The sequence below is a fragment of the Glaciecola sp. 1036 genome (assembly GCF_050306235.1).
In the GTDB taxonomy this organism is placed as follows: Bacteria; Pseudomonadota; Gammaproteobacteria; order Enterobacterales; family Alteromonadaceae; genus Glaciecola.
In genome coordinates this window covers 415,733-439,599 of sequence record NZ_JBLWFH010000002.1, presented here as the reverse complement: position 1 = coordinate 439,599, position 23,867 = coordinate 415,733, and the positions used below count along the sequence as shown (strand labels likewise).

The window sequence follows — 23,867 nt, the reverse complement described above, 5'->3', positions numbered from 1 at the left end:
GATAACGTAACAGAATGAATACTAGTAGCACCTACCAATTTGTAAGCCAAGCCAAGCTTCCAACGCGTTTTGGTACTTTTACAATTCACGGCTTTATAGATAATCAAACGAACCAAGAGCACATTGCCCTTTCATTTGGTGAGTGGACTCAAGACACAATTGTACCTATAAGAGTTCACAGTGAATGTCTTACCGGAGACGCCTTGTTTAGCACAAGATGCGATTGCGGGTTTCAATTAGAAAAAGGCCTACAAAATATTGTAGATAATGGTTGTGGCGTAATGCTTTATCTTCGTCAAGAAGGCAGAGGCATAGGCTTACTTAATAAAATTAAAGCCTACAACCTGCAAGACAAAGGTTTCGACACTGTTGAAGCAAACGAACATCTTGGATTTGATGCGGATCTTAGAGACTACAGTATTTGTAAAACTATGTTGGCACAATTGGGTATCAAAAAGGTCATATTAATGACCAACAATCCTAAAAAAGTTGAGGCATTGAAAAACATGGGTATTGAAGTAGTTGAAAGACAGCCCATTGATCACGGTGTGACCAAAGACAATAAGCATTACCTGATGACCAAAACAAGCAAGTTAGGGCATGCATTTAATCCTGAAAAGCTTAAATAGCCACATCTTCGCATAAGCGATAGCGGCGATCTGAGGTTAAATAGTATTTGGCTTATAAGGGAAAGTCGTTAATCGCATGAGCGAATCTAAGCGCTGAATTCTTATCCATATTGAAATACAAAGAGGGTTCGATTAACTCTACTTCGATAATTTCTAGTCCTCGCTGTGTCTCTAGCATATCGACCCTCGCGTAAAGGGTCTTTGTAGGCAAAGCTTCTAGTGTTAAAGCGCCCAATTTTAACATATCACTAGTAGGGGTAATGGCTTCAAGCTGTCCACCGTGTTCTTCTTGAACCCTAAAATCTCCTGCTTTCGGTCGTTTTAAAATTGCGTGGCTATATTGTCCTGCAAAATAAAACAATGAGTATTCGCCCTTCTCGGCAATGGAGGGTTCAAAGCTTTGGATCATAAAGGGCCGTACCCGAAAGATTTCGCTTAGGTTTGGATTTTCTTCCATAAAGCGTTTCTTGGATAATCTATAGGTAAAATCAGCGTTAGCACTAATTAAAGGTTTGATTACGATTTCGGGGGTGTTTAACTGATCAAAACTTTCGAGAATTTGAGCCTCGCTATAACCTTCCGCCCAAATGGTAGGTAACACAGGCACTCCAGCAGAAGCTAAGGCATGTAAATAGGCTTTACTTAAATTCCATCGCATCAATGACAAAGGATTTTGTAAATTCGCAGTGGAGTCATCGATTCTTTCTAAACACTCTAGAAAAGCAGCAGAATCTTGTTGATAGTCCCAGGTTGAGCGCACCACAACAAGATCAAACTGATTGTAATCAACAGTCTTATTGCGCCAGAAGACATCTTCCACCTGCCAGCCAAGCTTTTGTAAATGGGGTTTTACTAAATCATCATAGACGAAAAAGTCTTCTAGATTATCAGTGCTTAAAAATGCACATAGTCGCACTTTTATCTTCCAAGTAAGTCGCTTTTTTTACACTCTAATCTATGACAACATTGTGTACAATAGGAAACTTACCAGATAAGCCAGTAAGCCATAGGCAACGAAAATTCCCCAAGAATATCGATTTTTACCTAACTCACCCTTAAGGGTTGCCACAGTAGCCACGCATTGCAAGGCAATCACGTAAAATGCTAAGAGCGCTACGCCAGTTGCAAAGGTAAATCCATCAGCTTGCATTTGTTCAACTAGGCCTGACATATTTTCTTCGGCATTTTCAATAGCAAACATAGTACCCAAGACGCCAACAAAGACTTCACGGGCTAAAAATGACAATAGAATTGCTACTGCATAGCGCCAGTCAATCCCCAGTGGTGCAAATACTGGCTCAACTAACTTACCAATAGAGGCTAACCATGAAGATTGAAGATTGCCTTGCTCTGGGAAATACCCTAGCACCCAAATAACGAGTGAAACGGTAAAGATAACTGGACCAGCTCGACGAACAAAGGCAATTCCGCTATTTAGGGTTTTGTAGAAAAGTGGACGCCAGTGAGGCAAACGATAAGACGGTAACTCTAGAATAAAAGGAAGATCGTTACGTTGCTCGCCTTTTTCTATCCAGATATCCAATAGTCGTCCCACCAATAATGCGGTGACTAAACCGCCAAAGTAGAGCATAAAGAAGATAGCACCTTGTAGGCTTACCCAGCCTCCAAGATAACGTTCATCTGGAATTAATACTGCTACTAAAAGCGCATAAACAGGGATACGCGCGGAACATGACATTAATGGAATAGTTAACATGGTCACCAAGCGCTTACGCGGTGACTCTATGGTACGAGCAGCCATAATGGCAGGTATTGCGCAGGCATGAGCTGATAAATAGGGAATGAAACTTCGACCAGATAAGCCAAATAAGCTTAATGGTTTATGACAAATCAATGCAGCTCTTGCTAGATAGCCGCTATCTTCGAGCAGCCCGATGATTAGGGTTAACACCATGATTTGGGGGATGAAAACTAAAAAGGCGCCTAGGCCACCAAATATAGCATCGTTCACGAAGTCTGCGACTACACCTTCTGGCAAAGCGCCCGATACCCATTCACCAACACCAAAGACACCAGCTTCGGTCAAATCCATCAAAGGCGTCGCCCAAGTGAAAATACTTTGGAACAAGAAAAACATGGTAGCGACAAAAATAATGCCGCCGAAGAAGCTATTCAAAAGAATGTTATCGAGTTTAGTTTGATTACCCAACACTAACTCTTGCTTAATTCCATGTTCATCCGCGATTTGCTTCGCGGCCTCTAACGGTGATAGTTGGGTTAGCAGTGTTTCTTGAACTTGGCATTTCTCTGGCGCAGCGGCATGTTTTTTTAATGCAGCAGTAAATTCACTTATGCCTAATAATGTTTTTGCCGATATTGCGTAAACCGGACTACCGAGAACTTTAGACAGTGCTTCTACATCATAGTCATAGCCAAATCGCTTTACCTGGTCCATGATGTTTAAGGTGAATACAACGCTTTTACCATGTTCCTTGGCTAAAGCTTGCGCCTGCAAAGCAAAAACCAAAGAGCGCTCTAGTTTAGTCGCATCTAAATTACATAGAATTAGCGCAGTATCTTCATGATCCAGCGCTTTGTGTAGTTGGTTTATAGCGATTATTTCGTCACTAGACATAGCCTGTAAAGAATAGGTACCGGGAAAATCAACCACTTCAAAATCACCAAAGGTACCGCTTTTTAATTCTACGGTAACACCGGGAAAATTAGCGACATGCTGCCTAAGACCAGTGAGCTGATTGAATAGCAGGCTCTTACCTGAATTCGGCTTTCCAACAAGAATAATTTTTTTCATTCAATACTACGACTGTATTTCAATTTGCGAGGCTATTTGTTTATCCACTGAGTAAACACAATCTTGCACTTGAATAACAAGAGGGCCATTAAAGGGCGTTCGTTTCATACAAGTAACTAATTGACCGACGGTAAACCCCATTTCGTTCAAACGTGTTTTTAAATTTTCTGGCATATTCAAATTAAAACGCGCCACTTTACCGCTTGTTTTCTTGGGTAGGTCCCAAATCGTCATTAAGCTACTCCTAAAACACACTTATAAGTAAATAAGAATAATTTGCATTCAATAATACATAATTCTGCAGAATATTGCGACTGAAAAGTATGAATTTGTTTGACGAAAACAAAAAACAACCATGCACACACAGCAGAATCAAAAAAACCGGCTAAAGTTAAATTATTGTTAATGATGTTAAATTGTAATCTTTGTCTATACTCAAAGAACGACCACCAAGTTCTCTAGTTAAAAGGAGTTGGTAATGCAAACGACTTACTTTGCAAATAATGTGTTACTCAACGATAAATGGTATCGAGGACAGTTAATAGGTGTGGAAAATGGCACTATCTGTTCCATCGTTGGAGGGACACCGGATCAAGCTGATATTATACTTCAAGGGTGCACCTCTCCTGGATTTATTGACACTCAAGTGAATGGTGGAGGTGGTGTTTTATTCAATCACCAACCGAGTCTTACTACCCTGCGTAAAATGCGCGATGCTCATGCCAAGTATGGGACCTGTGCCATGCTTCCTTCTGTTATTTCTGATGACTATCAAGTGATGGTAGATTGTGCCAACGCTGTGGCTGAAGCTATTGCAATCGAAGAGCCCGGTATTTTAGGTATTCATTTTGAAGGTCCCCATTTAAATCCTGATAAGAAAGGGATTCATCCAGCTTGCTTTATACGACCGTTATCTGATCAAGAAATGCAGCTTTTTTCACGACAAGATTTAGGCCTAAAAATTGTAACCCTTGCGCCTGAAATTGTGCCTCCAGAACAAATCCGTCAATTGGTAAAACAAGGTGTTATAGTTGCCATTGGACACACTAACGCTAGTTATAGACAAACCAAAGACGCCTTGGCAGCTGGCGCTAGCGGATTTACACATTTATACAATGCAATGTCTAGTATTCGAGGTCGAGAACCGGGTGTCGTCGGCGCCGCGCTTTTGGATAAACCCAGCATCGCCGGTCTTATTGTTGACCATTTTCACGTGCATGATGAGAACTGTATCTTAGCGATTCAAAGTAAAGGACCCGATGGCATAATGCTAGTGACTGATTCCATGTCTCATGTGGATGCTGAGGATTCTTTATTGGTCTTTAATGAACAATTAATTACCAAGGTTAACGGAAAGTTGACCACTCCCGATGGTGTTTTAGCTGGCTCGGCCCTAGATATGATGAGTGCGATAACAAATTGTCATATAGGTTTGGATATTCCACTAATTGATGCGATAAAAATGGCTACAAGCACCCCAGCCCAGTTTTTAAAATCTAGCCGTAGCCTAGGTAAAATAGCGCCCGGTTATCAAGCTAATTTTGTTAGTTTTAATCAGCGTTTTGAAGTGACACAAAACATTTACAGAGGCAAGTCGCTGTTAGCAGAAATGGCAACGCCTGAGATTAATATTGCGCTATAAAAGTACCGTTATTCTGTCGTGTCACTTCACGCATTAGAGTAGAAAACTTCATCATTTCGCCTGTTATTCCTATTGTAGCAGGCGTGAAACCTATGGCATGAATGCGGGCAATTTTCTTACCTGAACTCGGATCTGTATTTAATTTGTTTATGTCTTCTAATGCCTGATCATAGGATGGGCCATTAAAGTCATCACCAAAAACATAAAGCGCCAAGGAATCAGTTTTAGATGCGTAGGTTTTTAATGCCGCCTCTATGCCTTCAACAGGCGATGAATTGGACGAACCGTTCCAATTTTGCATGGCACGCAAAATACCGCTCCTTGTGGCTTTTGAATCGGTACGCCATTGACCAATTGAGCGCCTTAGTAAGTACTCACCATTGTCTGACAGCACCTGAAACCCTTTAACTTTTGGATGGATTTCTAACACTTCGTCTAACTTAGCGAGTACTTTATTCCACATAGATTTCATACTCCCTGAAGTATCGACGATAAAAATAATGTAATCGCTGTCTACTGGGATTCCTCCGACTTCCTCATCTCTTTGATCTGCATTTCCTTGGGAAATGGCGGCTTGTTTGCGCATCTGTTCCACGACTTCTAAACCGCTTGCTTTGTCAGTCAATTGCTTAAGCTGATTTTGGGCTCGTGCAATAGTCGCCTCAAGCGCCTCAGCCTGAGTAGCGTTGCTAGCAGTTTCTGCTTCAGCTTGTTTTTGCTTATCAAGTTCGCTATCGATGGCATATTGTAAGGTCGAAACACTGGCTTCTGCACGGGTAATGGCGGTTAATACAGTAGAGATTTGTGACACATCACTATATTCTCCATCATCGCCATTGCGAGCTAACAGAATTAGCATCACAACTGCTCCAAATGCACAGGAAATCACATCCAAAAATGACAAACTAAACACCTCGATGGGCGCTCTTTGTTTTCTCATGGCCAGGTACCTGCTGGCGCAATAAAAGTCCCTCGGGTTTGTTGCGCCCAACCCCAGTATGCGCTCGGTGCAGAAGGATCACCTTCTAATGGAAAAAGAATAACATTTGTCACCACGCCTGTTAGTGGATTGGTCTTCATGGTGTGCGCAAAGACATCCATTCTACACTGGCCGGTAATGGTGGCCTGTTGACCTTGATAGGGCTTGCAACTTCGTGAAGTCGGAAACCCCGCTCCCGTTTCGACTAGTGTTGGTAACCCATCGGTAATGATATATAGATGAGTCATGTTGGGCATACTGCGTCTAATTTCGTTCAAGGCTGCTTGCAAGTTTGTACCGTTTTGGGGTACCAATGCATTGAGTTCAGTCATGACCTGCTGAAGATCTTGTTCACTGGATGCTTGTAAGCGACTCGTGTTACCTAAAGTGGTAGCACTACTATTAAAGGAAACCAAGCTAAACTGGGCATTCTGAGGTAAGCGAGCAAGAATCCATCTAACGGTTCGCAATGTCCTTTGCCATTTTGCTCCCGCTTGTTTTTCTACATCTGAACCTATTTTTCGACGAATAATCTCAATTAGCGACTCAGCCGTCATGGAAGCACTTGAATCCACTAAAATTCCTACCCTTTGTCCTTCAACTTTTAATCCGACAAGGTAAGTTTCTTCTTTAGAATCAGGTGTTGCGATTGGATCATTAGCAGTTTCCGCCGCTATTGCTGCTATGGCTGTTTCTAAATCTGCTATTACAGCAAGTTGGTCTTTTAACGCTTGATTGGTATCTTGCTGCTGTAATTTTAATTGAGCGAGTAGACGTTTTAATGCTTCTAGATCAGCGGTCTTTGCAGCCGTTTTATCTTGTTCAGTAGAGAGGCTTTGTTGTAGCTCAATAGATTGGTCTTCTAATGCGGCTAATTCCTGTTGTAACTTTTGTAACTCATCTACCGGGATATTGCTGTTATCGTTAAATTTGACCAAAATGAGAATCAGAATAACGGCGCCAAGACCACAGGCCATGACATCTAAAAACGATAAATTGAATCCCTCTTCACGCCGTTTATTAGTCATAAATTACATGGATTATTGTTGAAGATGAGAAAGTAAGTGCTTTTCACAATTTCGTTTTGTATTTATTACCATCTCATCTTGTCGATTGTTCAGAACGTAAAGCACAAACATCAATAAAATAGAAATAAGCAAAGATACCAACGTTGAATTAAAGGCAACGCCTAATTTATCAACCATTCCGGTAATATCTCCGGACACAGCCTCTTCAGCCTTAGCCAACGCAGAGCCTATGCCTCGAACTGTACCGATAAAACCTATGCTTGGAATCGCCCAAATAAAATAACGAATCATGCTATTACCAGATTCTAATTGGGCAGCCAAAGAATCGACACTATCTGAAATCGCATCCGCCGCATGTTGCACATTGTGGGTATTCTTAAAGCGTCTTAAACAGTTTATCCATGTTTGCATGGAACTATTTTGTGAGTAAGCACTCGCTTCAAGTTCGTTAATTGCTTTACTTACGTCTAAGGTATCATTTTTGTCATATGACTGAAGATAATCCATAGTAAACAATGGCTCTTCTCTAAATACTATACGCTGATATTTGTAGCCAATTAAAAATGCACAAAAAAGACCTATAGTGACGCAAGCCTGTTGTTCAAAATCTTTGAAAATTACCCACAGATTTGTCGTTGCACCACTGCCCTGTGCAAAAATTGCGGCTTCGGCATTCGGCCGCACAATGCCCTGATAAAACAAATGTACAATTACCACTATTGCCAGAAAAACCCCAAGAGATATCAAAGGGGAAGGATTCATGTTGGCATTTTTATCTCTGCTATTCATTTATATTTGTCTCTTAAGATCTAAATATCACTGGGTAAGGTGGCGGGCGAGTCTAGGCTAATTTGAGTAGCTGCAAATGCGCCCAAGCCAATAAATAATGCAATAATGACTACGGCCAGCTTTGTTCGCCAGTGGAGTATATATTTCTTAATCTTTTCAGCTAGCATTTATTCATCCTCCAATACATAACGTGCGATTCTAAAACCTATAGTATTAGAAGCAGCGTCTGCTGGCTCTCTGTAGGCTGCACGTAAATCTCTTAATTGCCCGGTTGTGAAATTTCCGCCTTTGGTAACATGTAAATCCCCCTGACTTGCACCTAAATAGTTTTCATGAACCTTATTCAAATCGGGAATACTATTAGTATAACTATCGTGCACCCATTCACTAACATTGCCAGCCAGATCGTAGAGACCGACACGATCCGGTCTGAAACTACCCACATTAGCGACATCTGCCGTTTTATCATCATAGTCACTTAAAATAATGGGTTGTTGTCCTTTACGGCTTTTGTCAGCGAAATTGCCCGCCTCTTGGGGAATTTTACTTGCGTTACCCCACACATAAATAGTGGCTACAGATCGTTGAGCTTTGCTCGCTAACCATTCCCATTCCGCTTCCGTAGGTAATCGATATCCGCTTGCCTCTGAGTTGACGGCTACTACTTGGTTGCCTCTAATTACGTAAAAAGGAGGCAAGCCCTCTTGTTGACTTAACCAATTAGTAAATTTTACCGCATCAATCCAACTCACATTCGTTTGTGGCTTCTGACTGGATAGCTTGTTGCCGTTGAAAGCCCCGTATTGCTGCTCAGTGATCTCATGGGTACTTACCCAAAATGGTTTGCTTAGTTTGACTTGAACAGGGTGCTCATTGCGACGACGGCCCGGCGTATTTGGTTGCGATCCCATGACATAGGGTTCTCCCCGAAATCTCAGCATACTTATGCCTAACTGACTAATCGCAGTTGGTCTACCTTCAGCTCTGCGCGCAGCATACTCGGTTATTAAATTGAATCTGTGATTCGTTGTTTTATTAGCGCTTACCTCAACAGATTCAGAAATACTTCTATAACCTTGTTTTCTTAACTGAATTTGATAATCGACCGCTGGTAAACTAAGTTCAAGAGGCGTTGTTCCCCTTACATTTCCATCAATAGAGACTTCTGCCACTACGTTCGATGTAATATTCAGTTTGCCTATAGCCTCTTTCAAAGAAATGTCTATTTCTTTTTGTTGCCCAGGCGTAAGGCGATAACTTTGGTTAAACGTAAAGTAGCCAGGTTTGCTATATTGCAGATTGATCTGAGTATTGGCTGGTATAGTGATGGTGTTAGTGCTCTTTTGAATACCATTTACCAACAGTACACCACCAGAGGGCTTGGTTGAGAGTTGCAAGATGGCATCTGCGGGCTCTAGTTGATAGCGACGTGTTTGATTTGGATATTGCCAAGAAATTTCGATATTGTCCTGAATAGGTTTAAAACCTTGTTTGCTAATCTTAACTTGATATTTCCCGCCGGAGATAGCTTGCGTTAACGGAAGGGGATATTGTTGTTCGTTTAGCTCGACGGTCGCTCCCTCTGGAACCGCGTCTAACGAAATCTCTCCCTGCACCAAGCTCAAATTAGGCGTGAGATAATGCTTTTCGCCTCGTTGTAACTCAAGTTGTTGTTCAAATGGTTGGTAATAGGGATTTTCAAGACGTAATTTATGCGAACCATGGGGAAGCTTATAATTTAAACTATTACCCACATGAACCATTAAATCATCCACAAACCAATTGGTATCCCCTGGAATATCAAGTTCTGCTAATAAGGTAGCGGGAGAAGGCGGTAATATGACTTCAATGTTGCTAGGGGTTTGAGCGTTAATTTCAACTTTAACTTGCTCGAAGGTTGGCGAAGAAACATAAAAACTCGCATCTGTGCCATATACATAGACGTTATCGTTATACCGATAATAGGAACCTGAAACAGAGTGCGTACTATAGTTATTGGTCGCGTCGTTGGGACCTACCAATAATGTATACCCATTAATCAAAAACACCCAAGTGAAAACCCCGATTAGAATCATTAAGGTAAGCAAGGCTAGAACGACATATACAGCAGCATTTTTTTTCTGGGCCTGTTTAATTCTTTTATCTAATTCAACCATTCGATTTCCAATTTGTGCTGATTAAATTTGCTCATCGCAAGCAATATAGAAACTATTGTCTTTGCCCTCTGAGACTTCTATGGGTATGCGTTTCGATTTATATCCCTTGCGTCTCGCCTCTAACGTATACTTACCCGGTTTAAGTTCAATCGTCTTATTTTCAATTTCACCCACATGCCCCACACCTAGCACCAACACATAACTAGCACCATCAGATTGAATTTGCACCTGAATCGGTTGTTGGTATTGGTCGATTAAGGCTGCCAGTTGCTGTACTTGGCTCGTCAATGCTGATGAATCGATGCTGTAAGGCAACGCTTGCTGTAAACTTTGTACCGCCGACTCTCGAATACCAGCATCAGCTAAACGTTCTGGACGAGATAAAAATAGAGCCAAACGTTTTTGCTGTGCACCTATAGCTTTGGCTTGTTCTAGGGCTTTGGCAAATTTAGGTTCTTCTGGATATTGCTTGGCTAACGCACTAGACAATGTCTCTACTTGAGACCAATTTTGCTCGTTAATTAAAGCTTCAAGTTGAGCCAATCCTTCCGTAAGGCGACTTTTGCTTTGTTTAGATTGAATAGCCGCGCCAAGTTGCTTTACACCTATTGCTGTAGGTTCAAGTTTAGACGCTGCCTGATAGGCTTTTTGTGCCGCTAATAAATTGTCTTGGGTAAGCGCTTGATTGCCCTGCACCAATAAGGCCGATAGATCACGTTGTTTGATTTGACGTTGCACAGATTGCAGTTTTTCGATGTAGGGCTCTTTGGACACGCTCAAGTTTACTAGCTCTGTCAGCATTTGGGCCTGACGATCAAGATTGTTTTCAACTTCTGCGATACCTAACTGGTAATTTAAATCCGCTAGCCGGTCAAAATTATCTAGCTGGGCTTTAAGCTCCTCACTACCAGGTCCCATTGGCATAATGTTTTGGGCTTGCTGAAACATTAAGCGCGCACGACTGATATTGCCTTGAGCTAAATAATCTTGGCTCTGCTGTAACGCAATCTGATAATTGGATTGCCAATCTTCAATTAGTGCTAGTGCAGATGTTTCCAATTGCTCAATTTGACTTAAGGCTAAATGATACTTAGATGACGCAAAGTTGGTTAACGCAATTTCTTTGAGGGTGACCAACTCATTTACTCTGCTTTGCGCCCATTGCACTAAATCCTTTTGTTCTAGCTGTGGTTGCAGGTTTTGCTCAAACGCGGCCAAGGCCTCACGAAATGTTCTGCGAGCACTTTCGGCTTGCTCAGAAGAAAGTGAAACTATAGGTTCATCAATATCTGAAGGCGCGGCCTCAATGGTGGGATTAACTACCCACTGCCGCACCCAAAAAATAATGAGAAAAAGTAAGATCACACCAGAAGCAACCCAAACGCCGGTTTTGAGCTTTTTTTGCATCTGTTGTTGGCGAGCTAATATTTGCTCATCAGCTGAACTTCCCTTTTGTTCACTCACTGCTTATCTATTCTCCTATCACAACTGAACGTCAGGGGTTTTTTCCAGCTCGTACATATCTCGCAAATGCTGTTTCCATTGCATGTATTGCTCACTGGCGGTACCTTTTAACTCTATGATTTGATCTGCAAACTTCATTTCTGTAGGACCTAACGTTAAATCAACAGCTTGGCCTTTTTCCTCAATAATAGCTGATTGCACTTTCATCTCACTGTTACTTTGGAATGCATCGTTGATGGCAATCATGGACCCTACCCCAGCAAGTACTGCTCCAGCGGCTTCTGCGCCCCCCCTGGTTGAACTCCCAGAAGCACTTGAGTCTGACGATTTATTTGCCAAAATACCTGCCAGAATAGCCAATCCTACGCCTAAACCTGCTTTAATGTTACGTTCTGTTTGTGCTTCTCGGCGCGCAATAATTTCGGGTAAAGTTTCCCGCTGCCAAGTGTAGTAGGCATCGTTAGTCTCTGCATAAAAAGTATCGTATTGATCTTGCAAACGATCTACAAACAATAATTCTTGAGCGCGTAAATCTTCGATCCTATTTAACATGGGATCGTTCTCCGCCGGCATCCCTTCTAACGAAAACTTATAGTAACGCTGTCGGTTTTTACGTTCAATCTCTGTACTTAAATATTGGCTGTACTCGTCCGGGTTGTAATAACGAGCATAACGTACTGTCGCTACATTCTTAATTTCTTGCTTTTCTTCGTCTGATAGACGACTCAATAGAGCGACAACATAATCACGCCCTTGATCGAAAATCGGCTGATACGGATTTTTCCCAGCGTTTCGTTGATCTTTAATAAAGCTTTCATCCACTTCGTGTTCGAACTCTTTGATACCAAGAATTTCTCCAGAGGCATCTACAACCGTTAATTCCATTTCAACAACTTCACTGTCTGAATGCAGAATTTTTCCCAACACGAACACGTCTGCTGAAGTATTGGCATCTGGTACCACACTAACTGCACCAAAAGCGCCTGTATTTTCCAGAGATTTTTTTGTTTCTACCGCAAACAATTTAGCCTCAGTGCGTCTTAATTGTGGCCAAATCCCTTCGTCATCCATCTCTTCATAGTCAATATCAGTGCCATTCGACTGCATTGGAAAACCTGGGTCGAACACAGGCACCGCCACATCTAAAAACACATTAGCGTTTTGTAAGGATGCGACATTTTTTTGCTGATGTTTTGACGAGGTTTCCGGTGCTACAGGACCTACTAATAAAGGTTGATTTCTGGTGGATGTCGATTGACAAGCCGAAACAAACAGCACTATTGCCAGCAGCAGGACATACATCTTATTTTGTTTTATCTTCGAAGAGCTTCCATTATTCATATCTTTACTATCCACATTTGTATTCAGCATACTGCTTTTTAAAACCTGCTAATTTATCCTCGGGAGCAGTTTGAATTTCCTCCCAAAGTAATTGACAGATAATTGAATCATTATCTTTCGGCTTGCCGACTTTACGCTGGGCGGGCGTAGTTTGAGATTGTTCAGTCGTTGGTGTGTTCACCTCTTGCGGTGGCGCATCACCATTATTGGAATTTGAATTCGCTACTTGATTACCTTCACTAGCACTTTCATTTCCGTCGCCTTCACCTTCTAAGCCGCCACCTGCGCCTCCAGACGCTTGTTGTTGCTGCACCTTACCCACACAGGTTGCATAGCTGTCTATTGACCGCTTTAATCCTTGTTCCATAAGCGCTAGTTTTTCTTCTTTAGTCAACAATGATTCGTCTATGTCGTCTAAACTTACTTGTGTGCATTCATAGGCACTAACGACTTCATCTGAGGCCTGCGCGGTTTGTAACCCCGAAACTAGCCCTACAGTAACAACCAGAACAAACATCGATAAATTATTAAATATATTCATTTTAAATTCACTTAAATTACGTTAGTTATTAGAGGTTTGAGCTAGCCAAAGGTTCATAATCAAATTTTCACCTAAGTATTGCAATGAAAAATTTGTGAGATTTTGTAAATAAGACGGTTCCTATAGTTTAGTCTATTTGCGCAACTAGTGTATCAGTGGTATTTTCCTACGTTGTTAGATTTTGAAAGTCGCGCTTTTTAATGGGGGTACTAAGCGTATAAATCCAATCATGGAGGGTATATGGATACACTAAGTGTACTTTTACAAGACCTAGATTTGCGCGCTGAGGTTTTTTACAGTGGTGGTCTATGCGGACTTCTCACCTCGTCCGAAGGTAAAGGCTTTGCCCACCTGCATTTTTTAAAATCTGGCAAAATGACGGTTATGCTGGCTGATTCTCAACCCGTGGTACTGGACAAACCCACCATCATATTTTTCCCTGCAGGCTGTGTACATCGCATTTTTATTGAAGATTCTGAAGAAGCGGTTGTGGTATGTGCCAATATCCACTTTGACCGTCGTCAACAACATTTGTTGGTCGAACAATTACCAAGATTTTTGTGGGTTCCTCTTTCAGAAGCTCCTCCATTGCAAACTATCACCGAAGAAATATTCAGCGAAGCCTTTGAAGAAGAAATAGGCCGCCAATGGATAATCGATCGTCTGTGCGATATTTTCATGATGCGATTGCTCCGTTATGTCGTCGACACCGGCAGAGTCAACTTGTCGCAGTTCACTGCCGCCACTCAACCCGCTATCATGTCGTTGATTTCGGCCTTAAGCGAATCACCGGAGTCACATTGGACGGTGGAAAGTATGGCAAACAAAGTTGCCATGTCTCGCTCTAAATTTGCCAGTTTGTTTAAACAAACCTTGGGGCTTCCGCCTCTAGACTATTTAACTGACTTAAGAATTAGCAAAGCCCAGAACATGCTTCTCAAAGATAAACCTGTTACGATAGTTGCCGAAGCCGTAGGTTATGAAAATGCTTCTTCTTTGGCTCGGGTATTCAAAAAGAGAACAGGTTTATCACCAAAACAATGGCTGGCTGACAAGAAAAACCCATAGTGTTTAAAATGTAAGTTAACCTCTAAAAATAACTAACATTAGGCCTGATAGACTAGCGATAGTAAGGATTAGAGTACGAATAAGCTTTTCATTAATCCTACGGTTGATATAGATGGCCAAAATCCAACCAACCAGAAGTGCCGGTATACAATATAGAAATAAAACAAAGTCTGAAAAACCAATAACGCCTGCAAGTGAAAGCACAATAATTGCGAATAAGTTGATATAAGTAAAAAAGATACTCAAGTTGGCCTTAATTTTTTCCTTTTGCACGGTTTGATATAACAGGCCCATGGGCGCACCACCCGCTGAAGTTGTAGTGCCTAAAAAACCTGACAGCATCGATGCTATTAAATTAGAAATTATGCTAACCCTTGGGGCTATCCCAACTAAAGATAAGGCGACCGCAACTAAAATAGATATACCAAACAGCAATTGATATTGATGAGAATCGATGAATAACATAACCACGCCAGCAACTAATACACCAGCGGTTCCCCCCATTATAGAAAAGCCTGTTTGGTGAAAATCAATTTTAGCTCTGTGTTTCACGCTTAGGATTGAGGTAATTAAAAGGGCGTTCATGATCATGGGTCCGGGGACTAATTCAGGATAGATCATATATATGACAGGAGCGCACAAAAGACCAAGCCCAAAGCCAATCATACTCTGCAAGCACGCGCCTAAAATTAATACTAAGTAAACCCAAACGAATTCGTGCAATCTACCGTCCCACCGCTAACGCCCTTCGCAACCAAACGCCAACTAGTAGCGGCAGGACTTGTAATTTTAATAATACAATATTATTTATCTCAAGAAATGAGGTATTTTTCTAGTAAAATATTTAGTTTTATTGATTAGGCCCAGCCAGCATCCACAATAATGCTCTGTCCTGTTAGCATGTTACTGTCTTCTGAAGCAAGGAAAAGTGCGGCGTTCGCGATATCATCTGGTTGCAATGTTTTCTTTATGCACTGACTTTCCTGCACTTCTTGGACAATATCTGGATTCAACCAACGAGTCATTTGACGTTCCGTCATTACCCAGCCTGGTATTAAGGTATTCACTCGCACATTGTCTTTTCCATAAGTCGCCGCCATTGTGCGACTTAGGCCTTCGATAGCTGCTTTTGCCGTGGTGTATGCTGGCATGCAGGTTTGTTTCTTGCGCCAACTGACAGAACCCATATTGATAATACTGCCACCGCCCAGCCGCTGCATCTGCGGAATAATTTCTTGGGTAGCGAAAAAACAAGGGCGAAGATTAATAGCCATGTAGTTGTCCCAAGCGTCTTCGCTAAGAGTATCAGCCTGATGCCGAGTATCATCTGCTGCATTGTTGATTAGCACACTGATATCACCCAGTTTTTGTTGAAATGTATTGATGGATTCTTTTAGTGCTGATGCATCTCTAATGTCGCACTCAAGGAACAAAGGATCATGCTGATATTGGCCCTTTAACGTCGAACAAAGTGCTAAACTTTTATCGACCACTAAATCAACAAAAGCAACCTTTGCACCTTGTTGGCAAAAACGCTCGACCATAACGGCACCGATCCCAGTTCCACCGCCCGTTATGAACACAGTTTTATTATTCAAACTAGGATATGACGCAATTTGACTCATATTAATATAATTCACTTTAGCTTGTTAACTGAGTTTCAGCTTGTTTACTGGGCACTAGTACGTTTAATTTCAGACTCTATAAATGCCATGGCTTCATCGATGAGATAAGTCATCATATTCTTGGCGCGATCTGATTCGCCATTTACTATAGCGGCATAAATTTTATAGTGGTCTTCGGCAATACTTACCTTATTTCCCTTAGCCGGCGTGGTATGCTGAATACTCACATGCAATGCAGTAGAAATAAAATCTCTCATCTGATAAAGGAATCGGTTACCGCTGGCTTTCAAAATTGCAGTGTGAAAGGCCAAGTCCGAATCATGGATATCACCTTCAGGTTCATTTGCGGCTCGTTTCATTTCTTCTACTGCTTTACGAATTTCATCAATCGCGGCACTGTCACCACTCTTAGCGGCCAAAGCTGCTGCTTGTGGCTCAATAGTATGGCGCATCTGCAAAAACTCTTTTAACACCAACAGAGATGGACTACTTTCTAACAACCATTTCAGTACGCTGGTATCAAATAAGTTCCAATTTTCAGCAGGTTCAACACGAATACCTTGGCGTGGCCTTGATGAAATAAGACCCTTTGCTGCCAGCATTTTTACCGCTTCTCGCACAGCCGTTCGGCTAATGCCGTATTCATCGCAAAGCTTAGCTTCAGTTGGCAAGCCAGTTTTGGTGTCATACTCGCCTGCAACAATTGCTTTACCAAGTTCATTAGTAACTCGTTGTGACAAGTTTAGATTTTCTATTCGCGCCATAGTCTCTTCCATTAAGTTTCGCCGATATCATACTACTATATTGAACGAGTGTCACAGCCCTAACTTTATAAGATTTATAGCTTTATTTGAAGATTACAACGCTATGTGTGATCGCCGTTATAAAATTTAGCTAAGCCAGGCTATACATCTTCTTGGATACATAAAAAAATGTTAACTTTTAGTTAAAAGTACACTTTCTATTTTTTGATTTATATTATAATATTTTAAAAATATTTACTAACAAGAAAGTGAACTCTTACCCCACTATCTGTCAACGGAAGCATTATGGTTGAATTAAGTACTTTGGACTGGATAGTCCTAGCAGGATTTTTTGTGTTGTTAATCGGCGTAGTGGCAATGTCCTTGCGCCAAAAAGAAGAAGATACTGCTGATTATTTCTTAGCAGGCAGGAACGCCAGTTGGTTAGTTATCGGTGCTTCAATATTTGCTTCGAATATTGGTTCAGAGCATTTAGTTGGACTGTCGGGAGCTGGAGCCCAATCAGGCATGGCGCTGGCCCACTGGGAGTTACAATCTTGGATAATATTACTCTTAGGCTGGATATTTGTTCCCTTTTATTGGAGCAGTAAAGTTTACACCATGCCTGAGTTTTTGGAGCGTCGTTACACATCTTCCGCTCGTACTTTTCTATCGGTAATTTCTCTGGTCAGTTATGTTCTCACTAAAGTTGCGGTAACTGTTTATGCTGGGGGCATTGCCTTTAAAACCATTTTAGGTATCGATAGCATTTGGGGCATAGATTTCTTTTGGATTTCGGCCCTTGGCTTAGTGATTATTACAGGTTTATACACTGTATTAGGCGGTATGAAAGCCATAATGTGGACCTCTGTTTTGCAAACTCCAGTCTTGATCATAGGTTCCGTCGTTATCCTAGTTGTGGGACTAGATAAGGTCGGTGGTTGGGCAGAAGTTGAGCGCTTAAACGACGCGAATATGCATCTCATTCGTTCTGCCAGTGATAGTGAATTCCCATGGCCAGGGATTATTTTTGGGTCTTTCATAATTGGATTTTGGTATTGGTGTACAGACCAATACATTGTTCAGCGCGTCTTATCAGCAAAAGGTATTAAAGAAGCTAGACGTGGGACCATGTTTGCCGGTTACTTAAAATTGCTACCAGTGTTTATCTTCCTAGTACCTGGCATGATTGCTTACGCACTTAACGCTAAGGGCATCATTACCTATGAAAGTGCGGACCAAGCCTTCCCTACTCTAGTCTCAGAACTTTTACCTGCTGGGGTTAAAGGTATAGTGATTGGAGGCTTAGTTGCGGCCTTGATGAGCTCATTGGCGTCTCTGTTTAACTCTTCAGCAACCTTGTTCACAATTGATTTTTATAAAAAATTCAAGCCTGACACCAGTGAGAAAGAACTTCTTCGCGTCGGTCGTATTGCCACCGTGGTCATTGTAGTTTTAGGTATCTTGTGGATCCCAGTGATGAGTTTAATTGCGGATGTTCTGTATGAATATCTACAAAGCGTTCAATCGTTAATTGCTCCTGGCATTGCAGCAGTATTCTTACTTGGATTGTTGAGTAAACGCATCACACCAGCCGCTGGTTTTATTGGTCTAGTCGCTGGTTTTGTACTAGGTATGCTTCGCTTGGTGCTATTACCATTCAAAGACGGGCTAACCGATACCCCAGTACATTGGATAGTAGATATGAATTGGTTGTACTACTGTATTTTACTCTTTGTGATTGTCTCCGCTTTAATGATAGTTATCAGCATGGTTACACCAAAAGCCAGTGATGAAAAACTGCAGGGTCTCACATTCTCAACCTTAGGTAAGAGCACAATGCGTGAGGTTATCGCAGGGTTAGATAAGTGGGATTACATCCATACCGCAGGTATTATCGGTATCACCATTTTCATCTACTACCGCTTCTGGTAACACTGAAGCGGAGATGATAGATCGGTAAAAATGGAGCCGTAGTTCATTTAAAAAAGGAGCCGTAGTTCATTATTCCTGGAAAATTCCTAGGTTTTTAGCATAGGTAGTGGAATAATGAACTACGGCTCCTTTTTTAAATGAACTACGGCTCCATTATTTTCTTACGGCTCCATTATGAAACATATATCTGCTGCTCTACTTATTTTACTATCTTTCAGCATACACGCTGAAGACACACCACCGGCAATTAAAGATTTTGGCTACTTTTATGAGGTACCTGATCATGTTCCTATTGATGAAAATACCAAATTCAAAATTGCTTTTGATGTTGCCAAAGGAGCTGAATCTGGAAAACAAAACAACAACATCAATTCTTTAGCGCGTTTTATTAATATGCACCTTGCTCACGGCGTCAAAGCTCAAAACATTCAATTAGCCTTGGTAGTACACGGTGGTGCCACTCTAGATGTTTTATCAAATGATGAATTTAAAAAGCGATTTGAGGTTGATAATGGGTCTGAGTCTCTGATAACGCAGTTGTTAGAAAACAACACCCAAGTATTTGTTTGTGGACAATCAGCGATGCACAACAAGGTAGAGCAATCTCAACTCATTCCTGGAGTGCAAATGGCGCTTTCAGCAATGACTGCTCATGCGATATTGCAACAGCAGGGTTATACATTAAATCCGTTTTGACAGTAGTCTAAAAATCATAAAGTTGACACTAATTATTGTCGGCTTTTTGGTCCTGACTACTTGGATCACTAAAAGCTCTTTGATTACGTAATCCTCTTATTAGGTCTTCCAAACTAAGAGGCTGAGAGTACAGTGAGCCTTGAATATGATGACAACCTTCCTTTTCAAGAAAGTAAAATTGTTCCAATGTATCAACGCCTTCAGCGGTTATACTTAAATCAAAAACTTGGGCAATTTGAATAATGGAACGAATCAGCGCAATGCCTTTGGGGTTGTTGGTGGCAAACATCTGTATAAAGGATTTATCGATTTTAATACCTGATATGGGGTAATGCGCCAATTGCGTCAAAGATGTGTAACCTGTACCAAAATTGTCTAACACTATTGCAATACCCTTTTGGCTCAGTTCCTTTAGCATTTTAACTGAGTTTGCATAATTGGATTCAAACGCAGTTTCGGTAACCTCTAACGCAAAAAACGAAGGAGCAATGTTGTAATCCTCCATTAGTTTCAATACAACCGCGTTAAATTCATCAGTTTGCAAGTCTAAGGTGGAAACATTGACTCTAAAGGTTAAACCAAGTTTCTCTATCAAGGCTTTATTTGATTTCAAAATTGAAAAGGTTTCGCGCATTACCCAGTAATCTAGCTGCTGTATCAAGCCGTACTCCTCAGCTATGGGTATCAATTCTTCTGATTTATACTCTTTCAACTCAAGGGATATGGGTTGTATCATAACTTCAACTGCTCGTACTTGCCGAGAACCAATATCAAAGATAGGCATAAACAAAAGATCAAATTGATTATCCTGAATCGCCTGCAAAATCAACCTTGCTAGTGATTTTCGACTGGTAGCCTGACGCTCAACCTGTTCATCATAAATCTTATATTGATTTTTGCCATTTTGCTTTGCCAAATACATCGCTAAATCGGCTTCTTCGATTAGCTTTTTAAAACTATCATTGCTAACAACTTTAAGTGAAATTCCAATACTAGTGCTAATCCTTATTTCATTGTTGGACACAGAGACACTTTTTTCTAACCCTTTAAATATCTTTTTTGCGACTTTTTCAGCTTTAATTAGAGTTAGGTTTACAGCAAAAATAGCGAATTCATCCCCTGATAATCGTGTGAAAATATTGGGTGTTTTATTGCAATCTTTAAGAACTTTTCTTGTAACTCGGCAAAAGTGTTTCAGAATGACATCTCCCGCTGCATGACCATGGGTGTCGTTGACTTTTTTGAAGTCGTCAATGTCCATATAAAACATGGTCATTTTTACCGGGTTCTTGTCATTAATTTTAAGTTTATCTATCCATTCTTGAAGTCCATTTCTGTTGGCAATATTGGTCAAATGATCTTTAGTTGCCCTTTCATGCAATAAAATTCGATTACGCTTGATAAGAAGTACGATAATGCATAGCCACATTAAAGCTACTAGGATTAATAACTCACTTGTGCTTAAAAGATGCCGATAAAAAACGACGTTGTTGACTTCGATATGGTAAATGCCATCCGTTTCAACATTATTGTTGATAAAATCAATGCCAATGACATTGCCAAAATCTAAAAGAGAGTCTTCAAATGCAATATTGTTTTCACGAACCCACCAACTCTCAACCTGAAAATAGTTAAGTAACACCTTGGTATCTTTTAAGTCAACCGAAGGTGTCAGCACAATGCTGTTATATTTATTGGAGTCTGGTCTATCTGATTCGGAATATGCAGGGTTGAATGTGCGTATTGAAAACTTAACTTTAGCTTCTGGCGCCGGCTTGGTGACATTCATATCAACCGAAACTGCATAATAATTACTTAAATCTATGCCCTGCTCTATATTTTCTACCAATATGTAGGAAGCCCCACAAACATCATATTTCCCTGCATTTTTAGCGATACAGGTGACGTAGAGCTTGTTATCTTTGATCTCAGCCGTAGCAGTCGAATTACCATTGACAGCTAATTGAGCAGAATGAGGTGAATATTTATCAAATAATCTTATTTGGGTTTCGAAAACGCCAGACACAAATACTAAAATAAGTAGTATTGAACTAACAAATATAGCTATTATGCTTTGAGCAAGTAGCCTTGGCGTATTCGTGGCAATGATGAGGATTGTCTCCAGCTAATGAAAGCTTAATACTTCCCATTATTGTATCGACAATGCGCATAATTTAATTAATACCATAACATTGTCCCAACAATATAATGTAATAAGTATTAGTCTAGATTTTGTGAATGTAAAACTGGAAAACCATTAGCATCCCAATAAATTACTCTAGCTCTAGCATGGCGATTTGGATCTGTAAGTGGTGTACCTCTTAGTTCTTTGTAGTCTCGGGCATGATAAATCAGTAAATCTGTTACCCCATCTTCTGCTTTAACAAAACTATTATGTCCCGGACCAAAACGCGCAACGCTTTCATTAGTGTCAAAAATCGGCATTTCAGATTTATGCCAACTGTTGGGATTTAATAAGTCGTCATCTTCATCGGCCCACAATAATCCCATAGCATAACGATGGTCGGTTGCACTTGCCGAATACGTTATCAGTACTTTGCCATGACGGTGAATCACTGCGGCCCCTTCATTGACTTTGTAACCCTGAATTTCCCAATCTAAAGTTGGCTCGGTTAACAAGGTCACTGGTAATTTAATTTCAGTAGGACTTTGCATTTCAGCAATCCAAAGCGCTGAATTATAACTAGCTTCAGCATCTTGTTGTGCCCATACTAAATATCGCACACCTTTATGTTCAAACGTTGTGGCGTCTAACGCAAAGGAATCTACATGGGTTTTAATCTGCCCCATTTCTTGCCAACTTCCTTGCATGGGATTCTCAGCTTCATTTTTAAGCACATACATGCGAATACTAAAGGGTTTGGCAACATCTCCCGCAGCAAAATAAATATACCAAGCATCATCTATGTAATGTAATTCCGGCGCCCAAATATTTGCGCTCATGGGGCCAGATTGCTTTTTGCTCCAAATCACTTTTGGCGTCGCAAATTTGAGGTCGTTCAAACGACAAGCTTGTCGCAGCTCAATATTGTTAAAACCAGGAGATGTGCCTATAAAAGTGTAACAGCCGGTATCAGTATCTCGAACTAGCCAAGGGTCAGCGCGTTGAGGCACAATAGGATTATCGATTGGGGCTAATTTATCTGAAGCACCTAGCGCGCTTGAAGCTTGTATTAGGGGTGGGAATACCAAAAAATTTATCAAAAAAAGTATAGCTAACCGTTTGCGCATAACTTCCTCAAAATCCTATTGTTAGGACACAAAGGCTAACAATATTATTATTGTAATACAAATTAATTCACTTTATTGTTACAATTATTTTTTTTATAAAATTGACTTCTGATTACTGGACTATTTTTATTATGAAAGCAATTTCTAAAAACCTGTTATTTCGTTTGCTTGTGTCTATAGTGACTTTTAGCCTGTTGGGGTGCGCAAACGCCAAGCAAGTAGAAGTACATGATCCTGTAATGACAAAGGAAAGCGATACCTACTACGTTTTTAGTACAGGGCCTGGAATTACTTATTATGCCTCCAAAGATCTTACTCATTGGTCGCTTGTAGGTAGAGTGTTTCCAGATGAGCCTAGCTGGGCGAAAAGGGTAGCGCCAGGTTTTAATGGCCACTTATGGGCGCCTGATATTTACCAGAAAAATGGTAAGTTTTATCTTTATTACTCTGTTTCTGCATTTGGTAAAAATACTTCAGGTATTGGGGTTACGGTGAATAAAACCCTTGACCCTAAGTCACCTGAATATCAATGGGTTGATCACGGAATAGTCCTACAATCCGTTCCCAACCGCGATCATTGGAATGCGATAGATCCGGCAATTATTGAAGACGAACAAGGCAATGCATGGATGAGTTTTGGCTCATTTTGGGAAGGTTTAAAACTCGTAAAATTAGAAGATGATTTAGTGCGCATTGCCGAACCGCAAGAATGGCACACCATTGCCAAGCGCCCATCCAGTTCTACAGACGATGCGAATGCAGGTACAGGGGCAATTGAGGCACCTTATATTTTCAAAAAGAACGACTATTATTATCTGTTTGTGTCCTTTGATAAATGTTGTCGCGGAATGGATAGCACTTACAATGTGCGTGTTGGTCGCTCAAAATCTGTTACCGGCCCCTATATCGATAAAGAGGGTAAGCCGATGAATCAAGGAGGAGGCACACTAGTTATTGAGGGTAATGACAACTGGGTGGCCCTTGGCCATAATGCAGCTTATACCTTTGACGGCAAGGATTATCTAGTACTTCACGCCTATGAAACGGCCGATAACGGTAAACAGAAATTACGTATATTGCCCATGACGTGGGAAGATGGGTGGCCTGTTGTTGACTCTACCGATTTGGATCATAGAAAAACAGCACTTAAACCCTAGCTTTGTTCAGGTGACTTGCGATTTTTATAAGTTCATCTACACTCGTGTA

The 23,867-nt window shown here is 41.0% G+C and carries 22 protein-coding genes; 6 read left to right on the top strand and 16 right to left on the bottom strand.

Annotated elements, in window-relative coordinates:
- Nucleotides 1-14 precede the first annotated feature (14 nt).
- Complete coding sequence (gene ribA, locus ACNKW3_RS04555) at nucleotides 15-629, top strand: GTP cyclohydrolase II (RefSeq protein ID WP_427398081.1); 615 nt, start codon at nucleotides 15-17, stop codon at nucleotides 627-629.
- A 52-nt stretch (nucleotides 630-681) separates the two neighbouring features.
- Here the strand turns inward: ribA and ACNKW3_RS04550 are convergent, their stop codons facing one another.
- Genes ACNKW3_RS04550 through ACNKW3_RS04540 form a run of 3 tightly spaced genes read right to left on the bottom strand, consistent with a single transcriptional unit; the run spans nucleotide 682 to nucleotide 3,636 of the window.
- Nucleotides 682-1,545 carry an ATP-grasp domain-containing protein gene (locus ACNKW3_RS04550; protein WP_427398080.1) on the bottom strand — a complete coding sequence of 288 codons (864 nt, stop codon included), beginning with the start codon at nucleotides 1,543-1,545 and terminating at the stop codon, nucleotides 682-684.
- A 39-nt stretch (nucleotides 1,546-1,584) separates the two neighbouring features.
- Nucleotides 1,585-3,402, bottom strand: a complete 1,818-nt coding sequence (gene feoB, locus ACNKW3_RS04545; RefSeq protein WP_427398079.1) for a ferrous iron transporter B — start codon at nucleotides 3,400-3,402, stop codon at nucleotides 1,585-1,587.
- A 6-nt stretch (nucleotides 3,403-3,408) separates the two neighbouring features.
- Nucleotides 3,409-3,636, bottom strand: coding sequence for a FeoA family protein (locus ACNKW3_RS04540; protein WP_427398078.1), 228 nt, complete (start codon nucleotides 3,634-3,636; stop codon nucleotides 3,409-3,411).
- Nucleotides 3,637-3,880: 244 nt separating this feature from the next.
- Between ACNKW3_RS04540 and nagA the strand changes: the two genes are divergently transcribed.
- Complete coding sequence (gene nagA, locus ACNKW3_RS04535) at nucleotides 3,881-5,044, top strand: N-acetylglucosamine-6-phosphate deacetylase (protein ID WP_427398077.1); 1,164 nt, start codon at nucleotides 3,881-3,883, stop codon at nucleotides 5,042-5,044.
- On the opposite strand, the gene ACNKW3_RS04530 is transcribed toward nagA, so the two are convergent.
- From ACNKW3_RS04530 to ACNKW3_RS04495, 8 genes are read right to left on the bottom strand one after another with little or no spacing between them, the layout of a single operon-like run.
- Complete coding sequence (locus ACNKW3_RS04530; RefSeq protein WP_427398076.1) at nucleotides 5,028-5,984, bottom strand: hypothetical protein; 957 nt, start codon at nucleotides 5,982-5,984, stop codon at nucleotides 5,028-5,030. The two genes, nagA and ACNKW3_RS04530, sit on opposite strands and share 17 nt — an antisense overlap.
- Entirely contained in the window at nucleotides 5,981-7,051 is a 1,071-nt protein-coding gene (locus ACNKW3_RS04525) for a vWA domain-containing protein (RefSeq protein ID WP_427398075.1), read from the bottom strand. The genes ACNKW3_RS04530 and ACNKW3_RS04525 overlap by 4 nt, the downstream gene beginning before the upstream one ends.
- A gap of 12 nt (nucleotides 7,052-7,063) precedes the next feature.
- A complete protein-coding gene (locus ACNKW3_RS04520; RefSeq protein WP_427398074.1) occupies nucleotides 7,064-7,840 on the bottom strand; it encodes a MotA/TolQ/ExbB proton channel family protein in 777 nt (258 codons plus the stop codon).
- A 20-nt stretch (nucleotides 7,841-7,860) separates the two neighbouring features.
- The gene (locus ACNKW3_RS04515) at nucleotides 7,861-8,007 is read right to left on the bottom strand and encodes a hypothetical protein (protein ID WP_427398073.1); all 147 of its coding nucleotides are present in this window, start codon (nucleotides 8,005-8,007) and stop codon (nucleotides 7,861-7,863) included.
- Nucleotides 8,008-9,996: an SUMF1/EgtB/PvdO family nonheme iron enzyme gene (locus ACNKW3_RS04510; RefSeq protein WP_427398072.1), complete on the bottom strand. Its 1,989-nt coding sequence runs from the start codon at nucleotides 9,994-9,996 to the stop codon at nucleotides 8,008-8,010.
- Nucleotides 9,997-10,017: 21 nt separating this feature from the next.
- A complete protein-coding gene (locus ACNKW3_RS04505) occupies nucleotides 10,018-11,460 on the bottom strand; it encodes a tetratricopeptide repeat protein (RefSeq protein ID WP_427398071.1) in 1,443 nt (480 codons plus the stop codon).
- A gap of 18 nt (nucleotides 11,461-11,478) precedes the next feature.
- Nucleotides 11,479-12,831: a hypothetical protein gene (locus ACNKW3_RS04500; protein ID WP_427398070.1), complete on the bottom strand. Its 1,353-nt coding sequence runs from the start codon at nucleotides 12,829-12,831 to the stop codon at nucleotides 11,479-11,481.
- On the bottom strand, nucleotides 12,809-13,342 hold the full coding sequence (locus tag ACNKW3_RS04495) for a hypothetical protein (protein ID WP_427398069.1): 534 nt from the start codon (nucleotides 13,340-13,342) through the stop codon (nucleotides 12,809-12,811). Before ACNKW3_RS04495 ends, ACNKW3_RS04500 begins: the two co-directional genes overlap by 23 nt.
- Before the next feature lie 240 nt (nucleotides 13,343-13,582).
- Between ACNKW3_RS04495 and ACNKW3_RS04490 the strand changes: the two genes are divergently transcribed.
- On the top strand, nucleotides 13,583-14,410 hold the full coding sequence (locus tag ACNKW3_RS04490; protein WP_427398068.1) for an AraC family transcriptional regulator: 828 nt from the start codon (nucleotides 13,583-13,585) through the stop codon (nucleotides 14,408-14,410).
- Between the two features lie 15 nt (nucleotides 14,411-14,425).
- On the opposite strand, the gene ACNKW3_RS04485 is transcribed toward ACNKW3_RS04490, so the two are convergent.
- The 3 genes from ACNKW3_RS04485 to ACNKW3_RS04475 all read right to left on the bottom strand — a co-directional run bounded on the left by ACNKW3_RS04485 (nucleotide 14,426) and on the right by ACNKW3_RS04475 (nucleotide 16,799).
- The gene (locus tag ACNKW3_RS04485) at nucleotides 14,426-15,133 is read right to left on the bottom strand and encodes a sulfite exporter TauE/SafE family protein (RefSeq protein WP_427398067.1); all 708 of its coding nucleotides are present in this window, start codon (nucleotides 15,131-15,133) and stop codon (nucleotides 14,426-14,428) included.
- A 134-nt stretch (nucleotides 15,134-15,267) separates the two neighbouring features.
- A complete protein-coding gene (locus ACNKW3_RS04480; protein ID WP_427398066.1) occupies nucleotides 15,268-16,035 on the bottom strand; it encodes an SDR family NAD(P)-dependent oxidoreductase in 768 nt (255 codons plus the stop codon).
- Nucleotides 16,036-16,079: 44 nt separating this feature from the next.
- The gene (locus tag ACNKW3_RS04475; protein WP_427398184.1) at nucleotides 16,080-16,799 is read right to left on the bottom strand and encodes a FadR/GntR family transcriptional regulator; all 720 of its coding nucleotides are present in this window, start codon (nucleotides 16,797-16,799) and stop codon (nucleotides 16,080-16,082) included.
- Nucleotides 16,800-17,084: 285 nt separating this feature from the next.
- On the opposite strand from ACNKW3_RS04475, the gene ACNKW3_RS04470 reads away from it, so the two are divergent.
- Both ACNKW3_RS04470 and ACNKW3_RS04465 read left to right on the top strand, forming a co-directional pair.
- Nucleotides 17,085-18,713, top strand: a complete 1,629-nt coding sequence (locus tag ACNKW3_RS04470; RefSeq protein WP_427398065.1) for a sodium:solute symporter — start codon at nucleotides 17,085-17,087, stop codon at nucleotides 18,711-18,713.
- A 174-nt stretch (nucleotides 18,714-18,887) separates the two neighbouring features.
- The gene (locus tag ACNKW3_RS04465; RefSeq protein WP_427398064.1) at nucleotides 18,888-19,409 is read left to right on the top strand and encodes a DsrE family protein; all 522 of its coding nucleotides are present in this window, start codon (nucleotides 18,888-18,890) and stop codon (nucleotides 19,407-19,409) included.
- Between the two features lie 28 nt (nucleotides 19,410-19,437).
- Here the strand turns inward: ACNKW3_RS04465 and ACNKW3_RS04460 are convergent, their stop codons facing one another.
- Nucleotides 19,438-21,435: a putative bifunctional diguanylate cyclase/phosphodiesterase gene (locus ACNKW3_RS04460; protein ID WP_427398063.1), complete on the bottom strand. Its 1,998-nt coding sequence runs from the start codon at nucleotides 21,433-21,435 to the stop codon at nucleotides 19,438-19,440.
- A gap of 194 nt (nucleotides 21,436-21,629) precedes the next feature.
- On the bottom strand, nucleotides 21,630-22,661 hold the full coding sequence (locus ACNKW3_RS04455) for a glycoside hydrolase family 43 protein (protein ID WP_427398062.1): 1,032 nt from the start codon (nucleotides 22,659-22,661) through the stop codon (nucleotides 21,630-21,632).
- Between the two features lie 131 nt (nucleotides 22,662-22,792).
- On the opposite strand from ACNKW3_RS04455, the gene ACNKW3_RS04450 reads away from it, so the two are divergent.
- The gene (locus tag ACNKW3_RS04450; protein ID WP_427398061.1) at nucleotides 22,793-23,818 is read left to right on the top strand and encodes an arabinan endo-1,5-alpha-L-arabinosidase; all 1,026 of its coding nucleotides are present in this window, start codon (nucleotides 22,793-22,795) and stop codon (nucleotides 23,816-23,818) included.
- The last annotated feature ends 49 nt before the right edge of the window (nucleotides 23,819-23,867 follow it).

Excerpts from the sequence above, each read along its gene's own strand:
- ribA (WP_427398081.1), top strand. The coding sequence starts at position 15 with ATGAATACTAGTAGCACCTACCAATTTGTAAGCCAAGCCAAGCTTCCA.
- feoB (WP_427398079.1), bottom strand. The coding sequence starts at position 3,402 with ATGAAAAAAATTATTCTTGTTGGAAAGCCGAATTCAGGTAAGAGCCTG.
- ACNKW3_RS04540 (WP_427398078.1), bottom strand. The coding sequence starts at position 3,636 with ATGACGATTTGGGACCTACCCAAGAAAACAAGCGGTAAAGTGGCGCGT.
- nagA (WP_427398077.1), top strand. The coding sequence starts at position 3,881 with ATGCAAACGACTTACTTTGCAAATAATGTGTTACTCAACGATAAATGG.
- ACNKW3_RS04530 (WP_427398076.1), bottom strand. The coding sequence starts at position 5,984 with ATGAGAAAACAAAGAGCGCCCATCGAGGTGTTTAGTTTGTCATTTTTG.
- ACNKW3_RS04525 (WP_427398075.1), bottom strand. The coding sequence starts at position 7,051 with ATGACTAATAAACGGCGTGAAGAGGGATTCAATTTATCGTTTTTAGAT.
- ACNKW3_RS04520 (WP_427398074.1), bottom strand. The coding sequence starts at position 7,840 with ATGAATAGCAGAGATAAAAATGCCAACATGAATCCTTCCCCTTTGATA.
- ACNKW3_RS04515 (WP_427398073.1), bottom strand. The coding sequence starts at position 8,007 with ATGCTAGCTGAAAAGATTAAGAAATATATACTCCACTGGCGAACAAAG.
- ACNKW3_RS04510 (WP_427398072.1), bottom strand. The coding sequence starts at position 9,996 with ATGGTTGAATTAGATAAAAGAATTAAACAGGCCCAGAAAAAAAATGCT.
- ACNKW3_RS04500 (WP_427398070.1), bottom strand. The coding sequence starts at position 12,831 with ATGCTGAATACAAATGTGGATAGTAAAGATATGAATAATGGAAGCTCT.
- ACNKW3_RS04495 (WP_427398069.1), bottom strand. The coding sequence starts at position 13,342 with ATGAATATATTTAATAATTTATCGATGTTTGTTCTGGTTGTTACTGTA.
- ACNKW3_RS04490 (WP_427398068.1), top strand. The coding sequence starts at position 13,583 with ATGGATACACTAAGTGTACTTTTACAAGACCTAGATTTGCGCGCTGAG.
- ACNKW3_RS04480 (WP_427398066.1), bottom strand. The coding sequence starts at position 16,035 with ATGAGTCAAATTGCGTCATATCCTAGTTTGAATAATAAAACTGTGTTC.
- ACNKW3_RS04475 (WP_427398184.1), bottom strand. The coding sequence starts at position 16,799 with ATGGCGCGAATAGAAAATCTAAACTTGTCACAACGAGTTACTAATGAA.
- ACNKW3_RS04470 (WP_427398065.1), top strand. The coding sequence starts at position 17,085 with ATGGTTGAATTAAGTACTTTGGACTGGATAGTCCTAGCAGGATTTTTT.
- ACNKW3_RS04465 (WP_427398064.1), top strand. The coding sequence starts at position 18,888 with ATGAAACATATATCTGCTGCTCTACTTATTTTACTATCTTTCAGCATA.
- ACNKW3_RS04455 (WP_427398062.1), bottom strand. The coding sequence starts at position 22,661 with ATGCGCAAACGGTTAGCTATACTTTTTTTGATAAATTTTTTGGTATTC.
- ACNKW3_RS04450 (WP_427398061.1), top strand. The coding sequence starts at position 22,793 with ATGAAAGCAATTTCTAAAAACCTGTTATTTCGTTTGCTTGTGTCTATA.